17 protein-coding genes are annotated in these 16,825 nt (G+C 66.2%); 12 read left to right on the top strand and 5 right to left on the bottom strand.

What is annotated here, in order from left to right; all coding sequences use genetic code 11:
• Positions 1–23: 23 nt before the first annotated feature.
• The gene (locus ACQY8M_RS30100; protein WP_428663829.1) at positions 24–944 is read right to left on the bottom strand and encodes a manganese catalase family protein; all 921 of its coding nucleotides are present in this window, start codon (positions 942–944) and stop codon (positions 24–26) included.
• A gap of 430 nt (positions 945–1,374) precedes the next feature.
• Between ACQY8M_RS30100 and ACQY8M_RS30095 the strand changes: the two genes are divergently transcribed.
• Together ACQY8M_RS30095 and ACQY8M_RS30090 are read left to right on the top strand one after the other, a co-directional pair.
• Positions 1,375–1,914: a hemerythrin domain-containing protein gene (locus tag ACQY8M_RS30095; RefSeq protein ID WP_428663827.1), complete on the top strand. Its 540-nt coding sequence runs from the start codon at positions 1,375–1,377 to the stop codon at positions 1,912–1,914.
• Positions 1,915–1,934: 20 nt separating this feature from the next.
• Positions 1,935–3,113 carry a ferritin-like domain-containing protein gene (locus tag ACQY8M_RS30090; protein ID WP_428663824.1) on the top strand — a complete coding sequence of 393 codons (1,179 nt, stop codon included), beginning with the start codon at positions 1,935–1,937 and terminating at the stop codon, positions 3,111–3,113.
• A 70-nt stretch (positions 3,114–3,183) separates the two neighbouring features.
• On the opposite strand, the gene ACQY8M_RS30085 is transcribed toward ACQY8M_RS30090, so the two are convergent.
• Positions 3,184–4,359, bottom strand: coding sequence for an ATP phosphoribosyltransferase regulatory subunit (locus ACQY8M_RS30085; RefSeq protein ID WP_428663821.1), 1,176 nt, complete (start codon positions 4,357–4,359; stop codon positions 3,184–3,186).
• A 38-nt stretch (positions 4,360–4,397) separates the two neighbouring features.
• Here ACQY8M_RS30085 and ACQY8M_RS30080 point away from each other — a divergent pair, with 38 nt between their 5' ends.
• The 4 genes from ACQY8M_RS30080 to ACQY8M_RS30065 all read left to right on the top strand — a co-directional run bounded on the left by ACQY8M_RS30080 (position 4,398) and on the right by ACQY8M_RS30065 (position 8,248).
• Positions 4,398–5,357: a glycosyltransferase family 2 protein gene (locus ACQY8M_RS30080; RefSeq protein WP_428663818.1), complete on the top strand. Its 960-nt coding sequence runs from the start codon at positions 4,398–4,400 to the stop codon at positions 5,355–5,357.
• Positions 5,354–6,082, top strand: a complete 729-nt coding sequence (locus tag ACQY8M_RS30075) for a class I SAM-dependent methyltransferase (RefSeq protein ID WP_428663815.1) — start codon at positions 5,354–5,356, stop codon at positions 6,080–6,082. The genes ACQY8M_RS30080 and ACQY8M_RS30075 overlap by 4 nt, the downstream gene beginning before the upstream one ends.
• Positions 6,083–6,091: 9 nt before the next feature.
• The gene (locus ACQY8M_RS30070) at positions 6,092–6,358 is read left to right on the top strand and encodes a cupin domain-containing protein (protein ID WP_428663812.1); all 267 of its coding nucleotides are present in this window, start codon (positions 6,092–6,094) and stop codon (positions 6,356–6,358) included.
• A gap of 240 nt (positions 6,359–6,598) precedes the next feature.
• The gene (locus ACQY8M_RS30065; RefSeq protein ID WP_428663809.1) at positions 6,599–8,248 is read left to right on the top strand and encodes a hypothetical protein; all 1,650 of its coding nucleotides are present in this window, start codon (positions 6,599–6,601) and stop codon (positions 8,246–8,248) included.
• On the opposite strand, the gene ACQY8M_RS30060 is transcribed toward ACQY8M_RS30065, so the two are convergent.
• A complete protein-coding gene (locus ACQY8M_RS30060; protein ID WP_428663806.1) occupies positions 8,218–9,144 on the bottom strand; it encodes an alpha/beta fold hydrolase in 927 nt (308 codons plus the stop codon). The genes ACQY8M_RS30065 and ACQY8M_RS30060 overlap by 31 nt on opposite strands.
• Positions 9,145–9,334: 190 nt before the next feature.
• On the opposite strand from ACQY8M_RS30060, the gene ACQY8M_RS30055 reads away from it, so the two are divergent.
• The 5 genes from ACQY8M_RS30055 to ACQY8M_RS30035 all read left to right on the top strand — a co-directional run bounded on the left by ACQY8M_RS30055 (position 9,335) and on the right by ACQY8M_RS30035 (position 13,303).
• Positions 9,335–10,492 carry a phosphoserine transaminase gene (locus ACQY8M_RS30055; protein WP_428663803.1) on the top strand — a complete coding sequence of 386 codons (1,158 nt, stop codon included), beginning with the start codon at positions 9,335–9,337 and terminating at the stop codon, positions 10,490–10,492.
• Between the two features lie 111 nt (positions 10,493–10,603).
• Positions 10,604–12,187, top strand: coding sequence for a phosphoglycerate dehydrogenase (serA, locus tag ACQY8M_RS30050; RefSeq protein WP_428663800.1), 1,584 nt, complete (start codon positions 10,604–10,606; stop codon positions 12,185–12,187).
• A gap of 123 nt (positions 12,188–12,310) precedes the next feature.
• Positions 12,311–12,685 carry a hypothetical protein gene (locus tag ACQY8M_RS30045; protein ID WP_428663797.1) on the top strand — a complete coding sequence of 125 codons (375 nt, stop codon included), beginning with the start codon at positions 12,311–12,313 and terminating at the stop codon, positions 12,683–12,685.
• A 66-nt stretch (positions 12,686–12,751) separates the two neighbouring features.
• Entirely contained in the window at positions 12,752–12,994 is a 243-nt protein-coding gene (locus tag ACQY8M_RS30040) for a hypothetical protein (RefSeq protein WP_428663794.1), read from the top strand.
• 21 nt (positions 12,995–13,015) lie between these two features.
• Positions 13,016–13,303, top strand: coding sequence for a carboxymuconolactone decarboxylase family protein (locus ACQY8M_RS30035; RefSeq protein ID WP_428663791.1), 288 nt, complete (start codon positions 13,016–13,018; stop codon positions 13,301–13,303).
• A 106-nt stretch (positions 13,304–13,409) separates the two neighbouring features.
• On the opposite strand, the gene ACQY8M_RS30030 is transcribed toward ACQY8M_RS30035, so the two are convergent.
• Both ACQY8M_RS30030 and tcuA read right to left on the bottom strand, forming a co-directional pair.
• Positions 13,410–14,387 (bottom strand): Bug family tripartite tricarboxylate transporter substrate binding protein, encoded by a 978-nt coding sequence (locus tag ACQY8M_RS30030; RefSeq protein WP_428663788.1) that lies wholly within the window; start codon positions 14,385–14,387, stop codon positions 13,410–13,412.
• Between the two features lie 91 nt (positions 14,388–14,478).
• A complete protein-coding gene (gene tcuA, locus ACQY8M_RS30025) occupies positions 14,479–15,969 on the bottom strand; it encodes an FAD-dependent tricarballylate dehydrogenase TcuA (RefSeq protein WP_428663785.1) in 1,491 nt (496 codons plus the stop codon).
• A 47-nt stretch (positions 15,970–16,016) separates the two neighbouring features.
• On the opposite strand from tcuA, the gene ACQY8M_RS30020 reads away from it, so the two are divergent.
• Positions 16,017–16,655 carry a hypothetical protein gene (locus ACQY8M_RS30020; protein WP_428663782.1) on the top strand — a complete coding sequence of 213 codons (639 nt, stop codon included), beginning with the start codon at positions 16,017–16,019 and terminating at the stop codon, positions 16,653–16,655.
• The last annotated feature ends 170 nt before the right edge of the window (positions 16,656–16,825 follow it).

The raw sequence follows: 16,825 nt of genomic DNA, 5'->3' as shown, positions 1-16,825 counted from the left end.
CATCTACGCCGGCTTGTCTGCGCTCACGATACCTTCGCCGTTCCCATGTCCTCGCCGCCCGAGATCTTGCCTGCGCCGGGGCCTGCCCCGAGGTCGGCACCGGTCTCGACGTCGCTTTCCGGGTCGGAGGCAGTGCGTTCCGCCGCTCGCTTCGCCGCGGCAGTCTCGGCACGGGTCAGCTTGACCGTGGCCGTGCCGTCGCCGTCGTCCGCCGGCATTACCTCCTCGAGGTCGTTGATCTTCTCGAACATCGGGGAGGCGTTCCACGGCCCCGTCATATCGCCTTCACCCTGAGAGGTGTTGACGTAGATATCGGCGTAGCGACCGACACCCTGGAGCTTGCCAGAGGGGAAGTTGTCTGTGATCGCATAGAGCGCCTTCTCGAAGGACTTCTGGTGGGCGATCTCGCGCGTCATAAGGAAACCGAGCGCGTCCTTGATGCCGGGATCGTCGGTGATGTTGATCAGGCGCTCGTAGATGATTTTGGCACGGCTTTCCGCCGCGATGTTGGAGCGAAGGTCACAGGTCGGTTCGCCGCGCGTGTCGACATAGGCGGCCGTCCACGGCACGCCCGAGGAGTTGGTCAGCGCCGGTCCACCGCCGAACAGGATGGCCTGCGTATGGCTGTCGCCCCCGGCGGTGAGGGAGCGGTAGAACTCAGCCTCTTCCATCGACCCTTCGGCCAGCTGTGCCTTCGCGCCCTTGTTCAGCATCGCCACGATCGATCCGATGACTTCGAGATGGCTCAGCTCTTCGGTCGCGATATCGAGCAGGAGGTCCTTGCGACCCGGATCATCTTCTCCAAGACCTTGGGTAAAGTAACGCATGGCCGCTGCGAGCTCACCATCGGGGCCGCCGAACTGTTCGAGCAGGAGTGAGGCAAGGACCGGGTTGGTTTCCCCGACTCGCACGGTGTATTGCAGGCGCTTATTGTGGATAAACATTATCTACCTTTGTTGGAGTCGTTCTAAGAACGGCCGCTCTACACCTTGAGTTGCAGCCCGAATCCGGTGACGCTCGTCACGTGCGGAATCGTACATTGGGGTTTCTCAGGTATCTTTTGATGGATGGAGGCCGTTGAGCCTGCATGGATACGGTTCATGTCAAGACGGTCGTTCAGCGGGAGCGCCACCTCTTACGGCGTCTTGCCGAATCGCTGCGGCTTGAGTCCTTCGAACGCTACAGACGTAGTTGCACGATGACGGCACCTGCGAAGGGGCGAATCCTTCAAGATCCTAAAGCCAAAGCCGCTTGACCGCCGGACTGTGTAATTCGCTGGATGTCGCGCGGCCTTGCGAGACTCGCGGGTCGCCCGCAACGTCGCCATCACGGCGCCGTTACTCTCGCACCCAACAACCACAGGGAGAGATGATCATGGTAACGAAAACCGACGCGATTGCCTTGCTGAAGGCCGATCATCGCAAGGTCGAGGATTTGTTCGAAAAGTTTGAAGCGGCGACGGACAACGCCAGCAAGAAGGCACTGGCACAGCAGATCTGCACCGAGCTGTCGGTGCATGCTACGATCGAAGAGGAGATCTTCTACCCGGCTTGCAAGGGCAAGGTGGAGGGGGACCTGATGAGCGAGTCCTACGTCGAACATGATGGCGCCAAAGTCATGATCGCCGAACTGGCCGCTGGATCACCCGAGAACGAGTTCTACGATGCCAAGATGATGGTGCTCAGCGAAGAGATCAAACATCACGTCAAGGAAGAGGAGAAGCCGGACGAAGGAGTGTTTGCCCAGGCCCGCGAAGCCGGCGTTGACCTCGACGCGTTGGGCGACCGGATGGCCCTTCGAAAGGGCGAACTCTTGGCCATGATCAAGTCAGAGGGACTACCGCCGCCGGTTACCCGCAGCTTCACGGGTCATAAGCTGCTGCAGGGTAAGACGGTCGACAGCAAGGCTGCCTGAAACTTCGACCGGATTTATGCGTGTACGGGCGTCGCGAGTACCTGATCCACCTGCTGACGGAAGCCGCGGAGATCGAGCACAATCTTTTGTGCTCGTATCTCTACGCGGCGTTTAGCCTCAAGCGCGGGGGCGAATCGAGCGCCCGGGAATTCCGGGCGCTCGATGGCTGGCGAGCCACCATCATGGGCGTGGCCATCGAGGAGATGGGCCATCTCGCTTTGGTGAACAATATGCTTGTTGCGACGGGCGGCGCGCCCCACTTCGACCGGCCCAACCTTCCGGTAGCGCCCGGTTATCATCCGGCGGCGTTCGTCGTGCGGCTGATGCCGCTGACGAGGAGCGCGCTCGATCATTTCATTTATCTAGAGCGTCCGCTGGACGAATCGATCGCCGACGGCCGCGATTTTCGCGCGCGCGAGCCCATGAAGCGGACGCCTACGCCGGGCCACTTCACCCCGTCGACGCCCGACTACGATACGATCGGCGAATTCTACGGCGAGATACGCGAGACCCTGCTCGCCTTGGCCAATTCCTCGGGCTCGGGGGCAATCCTCGACACGGCCGATCGGCAATGCGTCGTCGACATGCCCGGCGTTATCCCGATCCGGAATCTGTCCGATGCACTCTCCGCCCTCGACACGATCGTCGAGCAGGGCGAGGGCTCGACGTCGGAGAAGGCAGACTGTCACTTCGCCCGCTTTCGCGCGATGCGCGAAGAGTGGTTGGCGCTCGAAGCGCTCAATCCGGACTTTGCACCGGCCCATCCTGCCGCATATGATCCCGTCATGCGTCGGCCATCCGCCGAGGCGGAGCGCGTTTGGGTGACGAACCCGCCGGCGGAACGGCTGCTCGATCTCGGCAATGCGATGTACGGCTTCACACTGATGTTGCTGGAACAGGCCTATGCCATCGGAACACCGCAGCAGCGTCGCGCCGGCCTGGCCGCGGCGGCGATGACAATGATGAGGACACTGTCCGATATCGGTCACGCGCTGGTGCAGGTGCCTGCCGTCGAAAGTGGGGCGGTCAATGCCGGGCTTACCTTTGCCGTGCCGCGCAATCTTCGCAGCGCCTCGGCCGAGAGCGCGGTGCGGCTTTCGCTCGAGCGGCTCGAAGAGTTGCGGCGCGGAGCGGAGGCGCTGGGTTTGGCTCGCGTAAGAACGGCAATCGACCGCGCCGCAGCACAGGTCAACTCTTGACGCGCTGCTGAGGAGCAGTTGCGCGAATGTGCGAGGCTCATAGGAGAACGGGCTATTTCGGGTCTCCGCGTCAAAGTGGGACGGCGTCGCCTTCGATCAGGGCATGGGTGCAGGCGAGGCGCTTGGCTTCGCGGCGGTTATCGGCCGCCGGGGCGACGGCGCGCACCACGGCGTAACCCCTCGCTTGCCAATTGGCCGCAGCGCTCCAGGGAGTACCCCCCGGCAGGAAGAGACGGGGGCGCTGGGGTGTCGGCTCCGAGGCCGCCAGCACGGCATCCATGTAGAGGGTGAAGCCGGTGGCGGGCTCGCTCACGCCGTCCTCGGGATAACCCGCCGAATAGCGCCCACCGCGCGCCAGCTCCTGCCGTCCGGCGAGCGCGAAGACCGCGAAGGAGACGCCGGTCTGGTATTCGAGGCCGCGATAGTCGACGGCATCCAGTGTGAGCGGCAACTCCTCGTCGGCCGCGCTGATGAGCGCCACCACCTCGGCCAGCCGCCCGGCTTCGGCCGCGGCGGCGGCAGGGAGCTTCAGCTTCTTGAGCTGGGCAAGCGCGGTCGCGGCAGGCCCGGCGGCGCGCAGCAGGCCGACGAACAGGTCTGTCGCCTTCCTGTCGCCCTCCTTGCCGGCCAGCGCCTTGGCGATAGCGGCCTCGTCCTTGCGATCGAGCGCGTGGCGTAGGCGCGCCGCGGGCTCCGGCGCGAGCTTCAGCCCCGCCACGACGGCGGCGACGAGCGTCGGCAGATTGAGGTCGACGGTGAGCGCCGCGACGCCGATCGCGCGCAGGGCGTCGACAGAGAGCAGCACAGCCTCGGCGTCGGCTTCGGCGCTGTCGACGCCGATCAGCTCGGTGCCGACCTGGGCGAACTGGCGCTCCGGTTTCAGTGCGTTGCCGCGCACACGGATCACGTTGCCGCCGTAGGACAGGCGCAGCGGCCGCGGCTCGTGCTTCAGCCGAGTCACGGCGATGCGCGCGACCTGCACGGTCATGTCGGGCCGCACACCCATCATGCGCTGCGACACCGGGTCCATCAGGCGGAAGGTCTGCGAGGCAAGAGCGGCGCCCGGTCCGCCGAGCAGCGATTCCTCGAACTCGACCAGCGGCGGCTTGACCCGCTCGTAGCCGAAGGCGGCGAAGCGCTCGATGGCGGCGTCGACCGCGCGCGCCTCGCGCGCCGCGTCGGGCGGCAAGAGATCGGCGAGCCCGGCCGGCAAAAGGCCCCGGTGGTTGTTGTCGTTGGCGGTCATGGTGCGGGTTTATCCGATTGTGATAAGGCTGCCCAGCGATGACCGACGCTGCCCGCCCCGTCCTCTCCGTGGTGGCGCCCTGCTTCAACGAGGAGGGCGCGCTGCCGGAATTCCTCGCGCGCGTGGCCAAGGTGCTCGACGGCATCGCCGGCAGCAGCGAGATCGTGGTGGTCGACGACGGCTCGCGCGACGGCACCTGGCGCGTGATGACGGAAGCCTCGGCGCACGATCCGCGCATCGTTGCAGTCCGGCTGATGCGCAACCACGGCCATCAGCTCGCGCTCACCGCCGGCCTGTCGATCTGCCGCGGCGAGCGGGTGCTGATCATCGATGCCGACCTGCAGGACCCGCCCGAGCTCCTGCCCGACATGATGGCGCTGATCGACGGCGGCGCCGACGTGGTCTACGGCCAGCGCCGCGCTCGCGCCGGCGAGAGCCTGTTCAAGCGCGCGACGGCCGCCGCCTTCTATCGCCTGATCGGCCGCATGACCGATGTCGATATCCCGCTCGATGCCGGCGACTTCCGGCTGGTGACGCGGCGGGTGCTCGACATGCTGCTGGCGATGCCCGAACGGCACCGCTTCATCCGCGGCATGGTCGCCTGGATCGGCGGGCGGCAGGTGCCGATCGCCTACGACCGCGCGCCGCGCGCGGCGGGCGAGAGCAAGTATCCGCTGTCGAAGATGATCCGATTCGCCGCCGACGCCATCACGGCCTTCTCGGTGGTGCCGCTGATGGCCTCCATGACGATCGGCTGGATCATGGCGGCGGTCGGCTTCGGCTTCTTCGTCTATTCGATCGTCGGCTGGCTGATGCATTCGACCTTGCCGGGCTGGGCCTCGCTGATGGCCGCGATCGGCCTGCTGGGCGGCGTGCAGTTCCTGATGTTGGGCGTGATCGGCGCCTATCTTGGCCGCCTCTACGACCAGAGCAAGGGCCGGCCGCTGTTCCTGATCCGCGACATCGTGCGCGGGGGACCCTTGGGAGGTGGGAAGTGAGTGGCGCGGAGTTCGACCGCCACGCCGCGGGCTACGACGGCGGGCTCGACCATCCGATCAAGCGCCTGCTCGGCAACTCGGCCGATGAGTTCATCGCCGTGAAGGCGCGCTGGCTGCTGCGCCACGAGCCTGCTCTTCGCACCACGGATGCCAAGGGCAGCGGCGTGCGGCTGCTCGACTACGGCTGCGGCGCGGGCGACCTGATGCGCGTGCTGACGCAGCTCGGTGCGCGCGGGTCGTTCACCGGCTGCGACGTGTCGGGCGGCATGCTGGCCGAAGTCGGCAAACGCTGGCCGCGGCACCTCGGCCCGCCGCCGGCGCTCGCCCGCCAGGACGGCGCGCGCACACCGTTCGCCGACGGCCGGTTCGACGTCGCCACGGTCAGCGCGGTGCTGCACCACGTGCCGGTGGCCGAGCGGCCGGCGGTCTATGCCGAGCTCGGCCGCGTATTGAAGCCGGGCGGCCGGCTCTATGTTTTCGAGCATAATCCGCGCAACCGGCTGGTGCGCCACGTCATCGCCCGCACGCCGATCGACGAGAACGCCATCCTGCTCGATGCCCGGGAGGTGCAGGACGGCCTGCTCGGATCGGGCCGCTACGAGCTCGAGACCGACTATCTGATGTTTACGCCGCCCGGCATCGCCTGGCTTCGCTTCGTCGACCGGGCACTGGCGTGGCTGCCGCTCGGCGCGCAATATGTCGTGGCGGCGCGCAAGCCCGCATAGGAGACGAAGATGGACCAGCAAGCCTTCGAAACCGAGCTCAAGCGCGACGGCTACGACGTCATGACCAACACGACGCCCGGCGCCAAGACCAACCCCGAGCACAGCCATCCGTTCGACGTACGGGCGATGGTGCTGAACGGCGCCCTGACGCTCAACCGCGACGGCCAGAGCCAGACCTTCAAGCCCGGCGAGATCTTCACCATGCCGCGCGGCTGCCTGCACTACGAGAGCTACGGACCGGAAGGCGCGGTGGTGCTGCTCGGCCGCAAGATGTAGGCGGCGCGTCTACTGACGACAGCATGATATCGGCAATTCGAATTCCTCCCTGCGCGCAGCGCGGGGAGGTGTCGGCGTCTTACGCCGACGGAGGGGTCATGGGCCGCAGTATCGGTGCGGAAGAGAATGAATTGATCAGGGGCCGCGCCGATGTTGTGGCTCACGACCCCTCCGTCGCGGATTACCGCGCCACCTCCCCGCGCTACGCGCAGGGAGGAAAGCCAGCAGCGTAACGGATCAATGACGGCAATACGCGTACCGGCCCTGGGCTGGCAGATGGCGCTGGCGTTCGTGCTGTCGTTGCTGTTCCTGGCCGGGCTGATCGGCTGGCTGCAGAACGTCCACATGATCACGGCCAACGGCATGTACAAGAGCATCCAGGCGGAGCCCTGGATCGCCGACTTCGCCCACGCCCGGCTCGATCAATCGAACTATCTCTACTTCCCATTGTACGGCGCCTCGGCCTGGCTGCTCGATGCGCTGGGCATACTGCGCGGCGTGGCGTGGAAGCAGTTCGCCTATCTCAATGCATTCTGGGCGAGCCTCGGCGTTGCCGCCGTTTACGGCTTCGTCCATCGCCTGACCGGCGAAGCCAAGATCGCGGCTCCGGCGGCACTGTTCCACCTCGGCTGTGGCTTCGTCCTGCTGCTGGCGGTGATCAACGAAGACATCATGCCGGGCTACACGCTGGTGCTGGCCTCGATGCTGTTGGCCGGCCTGTGGTTCGCCCGGCCGACCGTGGCGCGCGTGGTGGGAGTCGGCGTGATTTTCACGCTCGGCTGGTTGGTCGAATGGCGGCTGATCTTCCCGACCTTGCCCGCGCTGCTGCTCGCACTCGCGATCGCACCGGCGCCGGTGCTGCGCCGGGCGGCGATGATGGTGCTGCTGCTCGCGTCGATCCTCGCCGTCGTCATCGCCACGCAGCTCCTCTGGCACGGACACAACGGCTCGGCAGGCGTCCACAACCTGCTCTGGACGGGCAAGGGCGTGGACAGCGGCTGGGCCGGTCTCACCTGGGGCAAGTTATGGACGATGCTGTCGGGGATCGGCGGCTATCTCCTGACCTTCGGCGCGCACAACGATCCGGTGACGTCGCGGCAGGCCGCGCTGCCGCTGGCTCTCTCCGTCGTGCTGCAGGTCGCCATCTTCGCGGCCTGCGTCGTAGCGGTGTGGCCGCGCCGCGGCGAGGCGCGGCTGCGTGCCATCGCCGCCGTGTTCCTCGGAACGCTCGGCGCCGGGCAGGTGATGAACCTGTATTCCCAGCCGCACGACCCGCAGATGCAGGTCAATGTGATGGCCTGGCTGACCGTGGCCTGGGCGCTGCTGCTGGCGGCGACGGCAGCGCGGCGGCCGGCTGTGTTCGGCGTGCTGGCCGTCCTGTCGCTGGCGCCGCTGCTGCTCAACGTCGCCTTTTTCTCGCGCTGGCGCGGCGGCGACGCCGAGGCGACGGCGGCGCTTGCAACCATCGAGCAGCGCTTCCCTCCGGACTCGACGGTGTTCGTCTATTGGGGCTTCGAGCCGATCACCATGTGGCAGTACGCGATGTGGAGCCGCACCTGGGACTGGGACGGCACGCCCGGCGAGGCGAAGTTCAAGTGGATCGCAGTCGATGCCGGCGCGATTCGCCACGCCGGCTGGACGCCGGAGCAGCATGCCGAGTCGATCCGCCGCGACCTCGACGCCGCCTTCGCGCGCGGCTATCGCGTCGTGATCTCCGATGTCTGGACGTGGAGCGTGGCGGAACTCGCGGCGCAGCTTTCCGGCCTCTCCGCCGCCAACCGCGCCCCGGCGATACACGCGATGCTGCACGACACCTACGACGCAACACCGGTCCTCGATGTGCCTACGGTCGGCACCTACTACGAGCTGCGACCCAAGCGCGCGCGCTGATGGCCGTCGCCCGCCAGACCATTCAGAAATGAGAGCAGCGCCGCATTGACGTCAACCGGTCGCTCCTGCTGCAGCCAATGGCCAGCACCTTCGATCAGCTGGACGTGGCGCAAGTCGGCAACCTGCTTGCGCATCAATTCGATCATGTCGACCCCTGGGATCATGCGCAGGACGTGATCGAGGCTGCCCGCCAGGAAGGCAGTCGGCTGCTCGATCAGCTTGCCGTCGACGGCCGCGAGCTGTGCGAAATCGCGTTCGGAGTTGCGATAGCGATTGAGCGGGCCTCTGAACCCGCTGTCCTGAAATTGACCGGCAAAGTAATCGAGATCGGCTGCGGTCAGCCAGAACGGAAGCCGTTCCGGGTCAGCCAGGCGGTCGAGGAACCCTGGCCCCGTCGGATTCTCGACCCGAATCGACGTGTAGATCTTGCGCAGGCTTCGCCGCACGTCGGCTTCGAGCTCAGCCTCGGCCACGCCGGGCTCCTGGAAATACAGCTGATAGAAGAAGCGGTCCTTGAACATCTTGCGGAGCAGTTCCACGATCGGCACTGGCCCGCGGCCGAGGTGCGGCACGCTGAGACCGGCAACGGCACGCACGCGTTCCGGATGGAACAAGGCCGTGCCGTAGGCGATCGGCGCGCCCCAGTCGTGGCCAACGACGACGGCCTGTTCCGCTCCCAGCGCTTCGATCAGCCCGCCGATATCGGCGCTCATGTCCTTGATCGCATACGCCGCGATGGCGTGAGGCTTATCGCTGCCGCCATAGCCGCGCACGTCCGGTGCGGCGACGCGGTAGCCTGCGTTCACCAGTGCCGGAATTTGATGGCGCCACGAGTACCAACTCTCGGGAAAGCCGTGGATCAGGACGACGAGCGGACCGTCGCCCGCCAGCGCCACTCGGAGGCGGATGCCATTGCTCTCGATGATATGCAGGTCCGGTTTCATGTGACGCTCTCTGGTCGGTATGGTCGCAATCATACGCCGTGAGCGGACATCTTTGGCTTTGCAAAGTCGAAGTCATTGGCGTACTACCGGCCCGGGCCACGCTCCCCCACCGGAGTGCAGCTCTTCTGTAAGGGAGAGAGGAATGATGAAGCCGAACGCACGTCCGGCGCGTCCCGATTTTTCATCGGGACCTTGCGCGAAGCGCCCGGGTTGGACACCGGAAGCCCTCAAAGATGCCGCCGTCGGGCGGTCCCATCGATCCAAGCTCGGCAAGAAGAAGATCGTCGAGGCGGTCGATCGCACGCGCGCGATGCTCGGCATCCCGGCCGACTATCGCCTCGGCATTGTGCCGGCGTCGGATACCGGCGCGGTCGAGATGGCGCTATGGTCGCTGCTCGGCGCCCGGCCGGTCGACATGCTGACCTGGGAAAGCTTCGGCGAAGGCTGGGTCACCGATGTGGCCAAGCAGCTCAAGCTCAAGGACGCGCGCACGCTCAAGGCCGGCTACGGCAAGATCGCCGACCTGAAAGCGGTCGACTGGACGCACGATGTCGTCTTCACCTGGAACGGCACGACCTCGGGCGTGAAGGTGCCGAACGGCGACTGGATCTCCGACACGCGCGAAGGGCTCGCGATCTGCGACGCCACCTCGGCAGTGTTCGCGATGGAGCTGCCGTGGCACAAGCTCGATGTCGTCACCTGGTCGTGGCAGAAGGTGATGGGCGGGGAGGGCGCACACGGCATGCTGGTGCTGAGCCCGCGCGCGATCCAGCGGCTCGAAAGCTGGTCGCCGCCATGGCCGATGCCGAAGATCTTCCGCATGACTTCCAGTGGCAAGTTCTCCGAGGCGATCTTCAAGGGCGACACGATCAACACGCCGTCGCTGCTCTGCGTCGAGGATGCGATCGACGGGCTGAAGTGGGGCGAGAGCGTCGGCGGGCTGAAGGGCCTCGTGGCGCGCTCGACGGCCAACCTCGGCGTGCTCGAGGCGTTCGTGGCCGCGCGCGACTGGATCGCCTTCCTCGCCGACGACGCGGACATCCGCTCGAACACCTCGGTGTGCCTGAACATCGTTGCGCCGTGGTTCACGGCACTGGCGGCCGACAGGCAGGCCGCGGCGGCCAAGAAGATGGCCGACCTGCTGGAGAGCGAGAAGGCCGGCTACGACGTCGGCTCCTATCGCGACGCTCCGCCGGGCCTGCGCATATGGTGCGGCGCCACGGTCGAGAAGGTCGACCTCGAAGCGCTGCTGCCGTGGCTCGACTGGGCCTATGGCGAGATCGAGCGCGAATTTTCGTAACTGAGTTTTCAAGGCTGGGAGCGCGGCTCTCCAGAGCCGCTCTTCTTCGGATTGCCCCATTCCGGAGCGGCTCTGGAGAGCCGCGCTCCCAGCGAAGAGGAGTACTGTCTCATGGCGAAGCCAAAGGTTCTCATTTCCGACGAGCTGTCGCCGCGTGCGGTTCAGATCTTTTCCGAGCGCGGTTGCGACGTCGATTTCAAGCCCGGGCTCAAGCCGGCCGAGCTGCGCGCGATCATCGGCAACTATGAGGGGCTGGCGATTCGTTCGGCGACCAAGGTGACGGCCGAGCTTCTCGCCGAGGCGAAAAACCTCAAGGTCGTGGGCCGCGCCGGCATCGGCGTCGACAATGTCGACATCAAGTCGGCCACCGCGCACGGCGTCGTGGTGATGAACACGCCGTTCGGCAATGCCATCACCACCGCGGAGCACGCCATCGCCCTGATGTTCGCCGTCGCCCGCCAGGTGCCCGCGGCCGACGCCAGCACGCAGGCCGGCAAGTGGGAGAAGAACCGCTTCCTCGGCATCGAGCTCAGCTTCAAGACGCTGGGCCTGATCGGCTGCGGCAACATCGGCTCGATCGTCGCCGAGCGCGCGATCGGGCTGAAGATGCGCGTAATCGCCTACGATCCGTTCCTCAGCGAGGAGCGCGCGACCGAGCTGGGCGTCGAGAAGGTGACGCTCGAGCAGCTCCTGCCGCGCGCCGATTTCATCACCGTGCACACCCCGCTCACCGAGCAGACGAAGAACATCCTGTCGCGCGCCAACCTGATGAAGACCAAGAAGGGCGTGCGCATCATCAACTGCGCGCGCGGTGGCCTGGTCGACGAGCTGGCGGTGCGCGACCTGCTGGTCTCCGGTCACATCGCCGGCGCGGGCTTCGACGTGTTCGTCGAGGAGCCGGCCAAGACCAACGTGCTGTTCGGCGCACCCAATCTCGTCTGCACGCCGCACCTCGGTGCTTCGACAGTCGAGGCGCAGGAGAACGTGGCGCTGCAGGTCGCCGAGCAGATGTCGGATTACCTGCTGACCGGCGCGGTCGCGAACTCGCTCAACATGCCCAACGTCTCGGCCGAGGACGCGCCCAAGCTCGCGCCCTATCTCGACCTCGCCCAGAAGCTCGGCTCGTTCGCCGGCCAGCTCACCGACAGCGACATCAAGGCGGTGTCGATCGAGTACGAAGGCCAGGTCGCGGCGCTGAACGTCAAGCCGCTGAGCCAGGTGGCGCTGATGGGCGTGCTGCGTCCGCAGCTCGATTCGGTGAACATGGTGAACGCACCGGTGATCGCCCGCGAGCGTGGCATCGAGGTCGCCGAGGTCAAGCACGAGCGCGACAGCGACTACAACTCGATGATCCGGCTCACCGTCACCAGCGAGAAGCACACGCGCTCGGTCACCGGCACGCTGTTCGGCGGCAAGCACCCGCGCATCGTCGAGATCAAGGGCATCGAGATCGAGGCCGAGTTCGCGCCGCACATGCTTTACATCACCAACGACGACAAGCCGGGCTTCATCGGCCGCCTCGGCACCCTGCTCGGCGAGAACGCGGTCAACATCGCGACCTTCCATCTCGGCCGCGACAAGCCGGGCGGTTCGGCGATCGCGCTGGTGCAGGTCGACCAGCCGTTGTCGACGTCGCTCACCGCCCGGATCGCCGCGGTCGAAGGCGTGGTGCAGGCCAAGGCGCTGGGATTCTAGTCGACCAAGGGAGCGTTTGGGGCCGTCACTGCCTGTTGGTAAGCTCGCTTTCTGGTGGCGTGCGTTGGCAGGGACTGACTTCAGATGCCTTTGTATTGGGTGATCGATTCGCGAGAGCGTCTGATGACAGCGGTAGCCGAAGGCGGCGTGACAAGGGAGGAGGCGGATGCCTACCTCGATGCCATGGTCGGTGCGCGGGCTGACAGCTATCGCCGGCTCTTCGACGGCAGCCAGGGCGAGCCGTTGATGAACAGCGAGGACATCATGGCGTTGGCGGTGCGGATGCGCGGCATGCAGCAGGGCGGAAATCCCGGCCCGTTGGCGATCGTCATGCCGCGTGCCAAGCACGAGCAGTTCGCCCGCATGCTGGGCATCCTGGCCGTTCCCGATCGTCCCATCCGATTCTTCAGCGATCCGGTCGCCGCGCGTGCCTGGCTGGACGGGCCCGCGGTCCGCGATTGGCCGAAGCGGCAGGCCCACGGCCGCGGGGTGGCATGAGAAATGCTCTGGAGCGGGAGCGATCTATCAGGGCCATGATGCTTTCGGCGAATGAAAGGAAGAGACATGGCCCGCATCGGCGAGATCACGGACGACGGCGGCGATCCGACGCTGAAACCGATCTTCGACAAGCAGCGCGAGCTGTTTGGCGACATCCTGAACACGACCCGCGTGATGGCGCATTGCCCGCCGATCCTGCGTGCGGTGGGGCTGATGGGGCAGGCAATCGAGCAGTCGGGGCAGCTGCCCAAGGCGTTGCTGCCGCTGATTTATCTCAGGGTTGCCTCGATCAACGGCTGCCCGTTTTGAATTGATATCAATTCCGTCCGTGTGGCGGAAACCCAAGGCGGGCTCGACAAGGTCGCGGAAGTTCCGACGTGGCGCGACAGCAAGCTGTTCAGCGCGAGCGAGCGGGTCGCGCTCGAATATGCCGAGGCGGTGACCTATACCGACCGGCAGGTCGACGATGTGTTGTTTGCGAAGGTGAAGGAGCATTTCACCGAACCGCAGATCGTCGAGCTGACGGCCGCCATCGCGTTCGAGAACTTCCGTAGCAAGTTCAATCCGACCCTGGGCGTGGAGGCGCAGGGCTTCTGCGTGATTCCGAAGAGGGACTGACGCGCACGGAGATCATCGCTGGGAGCGCGGCTCTCCAGAGCCGCTCATGGGATGTGGCAATCTGAAGAAGAGCGGCTCTGGAGAGCCGCGCTCCCAGCAGGACCGATCACTCCATCTCGATCTTGAGCTCCTTCAGCGTCTTGCCCCAGAAGTCATGCTCGTCGGCGACGAACTTGGTGAACTCCGCGCGGGTGCGCTCGGGCGGCTGCTCGAGGCCATCGCGGGCCAGGGCCTCCTCCCATTTCGGATTCTTCATCGCCTCCTTGGTGGCCTTCTCGATTTTGTCGAGGATGGCGTCGGGCGTCTTGGCCGGTGCGAACAGGCCCTGCCAGCTCGTCACGACGACGTCGATGCCTTGCTCCTTGAGCGTCGGCACGTCGGGCAGCGACTTCACGCGCTTGTTGCCGGTCACGGCCAGCGCCTTGAGGTTGCCGCCCTTGATCTGCGACACCGCGGGCGGCAGCGAAGAGAAGTTCATCGTGATCTGGCCGCTGATCACGTCGGCCACCGCCGGCCCCGTCCCCTTGTAGGGCACGTGCGTGATCTTGATCCCGGCCGCCCGCGCGAAGAGAGCGCCGGCGAGGTGATTGTTGCCGCCTACGCCCGATGACGAGAAGGTGAGCGTGTCGGGGGCCTTCTTGGCCATCGTCACCAGCTCGGCCGCATTGTTGGCCGGCACCTTGGTGCCGACCACCAGCACGTACTGGTAGTCGGTGATCTGGCAGATCGGCGCCAGGCTGGTGATGGTGTTGATCATGCCCTTCTGGACGTGCGGGTTGATGATCACGTTTGTGCCGACGGCAACGAACAGCGTTTGGCCGTCCGGCTTGGCAGCCGCCACGTTGCGCAGGCCGATCGACCCGGCCGCGCCGCCCTTATTGTCGATGATGATCTGCTGGCCGATGACCGGCGTCATCACGTTGGCAAGCTCGCGGGCATTGATATCCGTGCTGCCGCCCGCGGCATAGCCGACGACGAAGGTCACCGGACCGGCCGGCCAGGCCGCCTGCGCGCGTGCCAGCGAGGGCAGGAGGACGGCGCCCGAGCCGAGGGCGAGGGCATGGCGGCGGGTGATGGACGTCATATGGCCTCCTTTGTCATCCCGCGGCGAAGCCAAGGGATCTCTTCCTGTTGCCGTAACGATCCCTCGCTCGCGCTCGGGATGACACTGCGTGTTAGTTCTTCCCCAAAACGTACTTGCCGGCGCCATCGCCCGCCATCTTGCCCAGCACCGCGCCGGACACCAGCCCGGTGCCGCCGGGATAGTTGTGGTAGAACAGCCCGCCGACCAGCTCGCCCGCAGCGAACAGGCCGGGGATGATGTGCCCGTCGGTGCTCTCGACCTCGCCCTCGGTCGTGATCTTGAGCCCACCGAAGGTGAAGGTGAGGCCGCAGGTCACGGCGTAGGCCTCGAACGGAGCCTGGTCGATCGTGTTGGCCCAGTTGCTCTTCGGGACGGCCAGCCCGCGCACACCTCGGCCGTCCTTGATCGCCGGGTTGAACGGCACATCGGTCATCACGGCGGCATTCCATTCCTTGATGGTCTTGAGGAATTGCTCCTGGTTTACGCCCTCGAGCTTGGTCGCCAGCTCCTCGATCGTATCGGCGCGGACCTTGGTCATGCGCTTGATGCGGTATTCGTCGCGCAGCCGGTCGAGCACCTTCGCGTCGAAGATCTGCCACGCGAACTGCTGCGGCTGCGCCAGGATCACCGCGCCGTACTTGGCATAGGTGTAGTTGCGGAAATCCGCGCCCTCGTCGACGAAGCGCACGCCGTTGGCGTTGACCATGATGCCGAGCGGGTAGGAGTGCTTCTGGAAATTGTCGCCGACCTCGAGGTCGCCGAACTCCGGCGCGTTCATGTCCCAGCCGACGGCATGGCCGCCCGACCAGTTGCCGTGCGGCTTGGCGCCGATCGCCAGCGCCATGTTGATGCCGGCGCCGGTGTTGAAGCGCGTGCCGCGCACCTTGGCGAGGTCCCAGGTGGGCCCGAGATAGCGCGTGCGCATCTCGGCGTTGCTCTCGAAGCCGCCGCAGGCCAGCACGACCGCCTTGGCGCCGATCCGGACCTTGCGCCCCTTGTGGCGGGCGATGACGCCGCGCACCACGCCGTCCTCTTCGATCAGCGACACGGCCGGCGTCTCGTAATGGATCGGGATGCCGGCCTTGGCCGCCGCCTTGTGCTCGAGATCGACCAGGCCCGGGCCGCCGCCCCAGGCCTCGACCGCGAGGCCGCCCCAGAATTTGTACTTGCCGTTGACCTTGAAGGCCTGCCGGCCGTAGCTCGGCTGGAAACGCACGCCCTTGGAACGCATCCATTTCAGGGTCTCGAAGCTGCGGTTGATCAGGATCTCGGTCAACTCGGGGTCGCAGCGGTAGTTGGTCACCCGGCCCATGTCGTCGAGATACTGATCGGCGGAGTAGGAGCCGAAATCGACGTCGCGCTTTTCCTCGGGCGTGAGGTCGTAGAGCTGCTCGAGATCGTCGGCATCGTGGAAGACCACGCGCATGGCGCCTGCCGTGTAGGTGCTGTTGCCGCCGCGCTCCTCCTCGGGAGCGGCTTCCAGCATGGCGACCGTGGCGCCTTGCTCCTTGGCCGCCAGCGCCGCACAGGCTGCGGCATTTCCCGCGCCCACCACCAAGACATCGACCTGGAAATCGTCCACGCGCGCACTCCTCGATTTTGGCCCCGGCTTTGCTCTACAATACAGCCATGGGTGATCGTTTCGACCGTCTAAGCGTCAGGCATCGCAATGTCGAGAGCCTGCTGCGCCGTCCCGGTATCGGGCACAATAACGGACCGACCTTCGACATGTCGTGGGGCGCGTGGGTATGGCGCCGCGCCGCCGCCAAGGCGTGGAAGACGCCGAGCCCGGAGGTCGCGAAAATGCGCATCCGGCGCGCCGAACGGCTGGGCATCACCTACAAGGAACTGACCGCCACCCTGATGAATACCGGCGCCAATCTCGGCGCCGCCGTGATGCCGCTGTCGCTGGCGGCGCGGGTGCGGCGCGGTCCGAAGGGCGAAATCATCGTCGAGCCGCGCAATTCGATCGCCGCCCTGGTCGCCCGGTTCGGCGGCCGGCTGTTCCTGCTCGGCGACATCGACGCCGTGCCCGGCCTGACCGACGCCGAGCGGGCGGACTTCCTGCCGCTCGTCAACCGCGCCTTCGACGGCAAGGTTGAGGCGATCGGCTGGGGCCACGACGGCGCGGCGATCCGCACGATGCTGAAGGCGAACGCCGTCCCGCACCAGGAGGCTTTCCTGGTCGGAGCGGGCATGGCCCACCAGGTGATGGGCGAGACCGCCGGCCTGCCGTTCACCAAGGACATCGATAGCTGGTTCTCGTGATTCCTCTCTGCGCGCAGCGCGGGGAGGTGTCAGCGTCTTACGCTGACGGAGGGGTCATGGGCTGCACCGACGTTGTGGCCCACGACCCCTCCGTCGCGGATTACCGCGCCACCTCCCCGCGCTCCGCGCAGGGAGGAATGCTGTGGCCGCGTAGCTGCGTCTCGTGCCAT

The sequence above is a fragment of the Reyranella sp. genome (assembly GCF_965279465.1).
In the GTDB taxonomy this organism is placed as follows: Bacteria; Pseudomonadota; Alphaproteobacteria; order Reyranellales; family Reyranellaceae; genus Reyranella.
Note: the sequence above shows the minus strand (reverse complement) of the source record. Positions and strands in the feature narration are given on the sequence as shown.

What these genes read in the sequence shown, in the direction of transcription:
- ACQY8M_RS30070 (WP_428663812.1), top strand. Translation starts at nt 6,092, where the DNA reads ATGGACCAGCAAGCCTTCGAAACCGAGCTCAAGCGCGACGGCTACGAC.
- ACQY8M_RS30080 (WP_428663818.1), top strand. Translation starts at nt 4,398, where the DNA reads ATGACCGACGCTGCCCGCCCCGTCCTCTCCGTGGTGGCGCCCTGCTTC.
- ACQY8M_RS30085 (WP_428663821.1), bottom strand. Translation starts at nt 4,359, where the DNA reads ATGACCGCCAACGACAACAACCACCGGGGCCTTTTGCCGGCCGGGCTC.
- ACQY8M_RS30055 (WP_428663803.1), top strand. Translation starts at nt 9,335, where the DNA reads ATGATGAAGCCGAACGCACGTCCGGCGCGTCCCGATTTTTCATCGGGA.
- ACQY8M_RS30095 (WP_428663827.1), top strand. Translation starts at nt 1,375, where the DNA reads ATGGTAACGAAAACCGACGCGATTGCCTTGCTGAAGGCCGATCATCGC.
- ACQY8M_RS30100 (WP_428663829.1), bottom strand. Translation starts at nt 944, where the DNA reads ATGTTTATCCACAATAAGCGCCTGCAATACACCGTGCGAGTCGGGGAA.
- ACQY8M_RS30045 (WP_428663797.1), top strand. Translation starts at nt 12,311, where the DNA reads ATGACAGCGGTAGCCGAAGGCGGCGTGACAAGGGAGGAGGCGGATGCC.
- ACQY8M_RS30065 (WP_428663809.1), top strand. Translation starts at nt 6,599, where the DNA reads ATGACGGCAATACGCGTACCGGCCCTGGGCTGGCAGATGGCGCTGGCG.
- ACQY8M_RS30040 (WP_428663794.1), top strand. Translation starts at nt 12,752, where the DNA reads ATGGCCCGCATCGGCGAGATCACGGACGACGGCGGCGATCCGACGCTG.
- ACQY8M_RS30020 (WP_428663782.1), top strand. Translation starts at nt 16,017, where the DNA reads ATGGGTGATCGTTTCGACCGTCTAAGCGTCAGGCATCGCAATGTCGAG.
- serA (WP_428663800.1), top strand. Translation starts at nt 10,604, where the DNA reads ATGGCGAAGCCAAAGGTTCTCATTTCCGACGAGCTGTCGCCGCGTGCG.
- ACQY8M_RS30030 (WP_428663788.1), bottom strand. Translation starts at nt 14,387, where the DNA reads ATGACGTCCATCACCCGCCGCCATGCCCTCGCCCTCGGCTCGGGCGCC.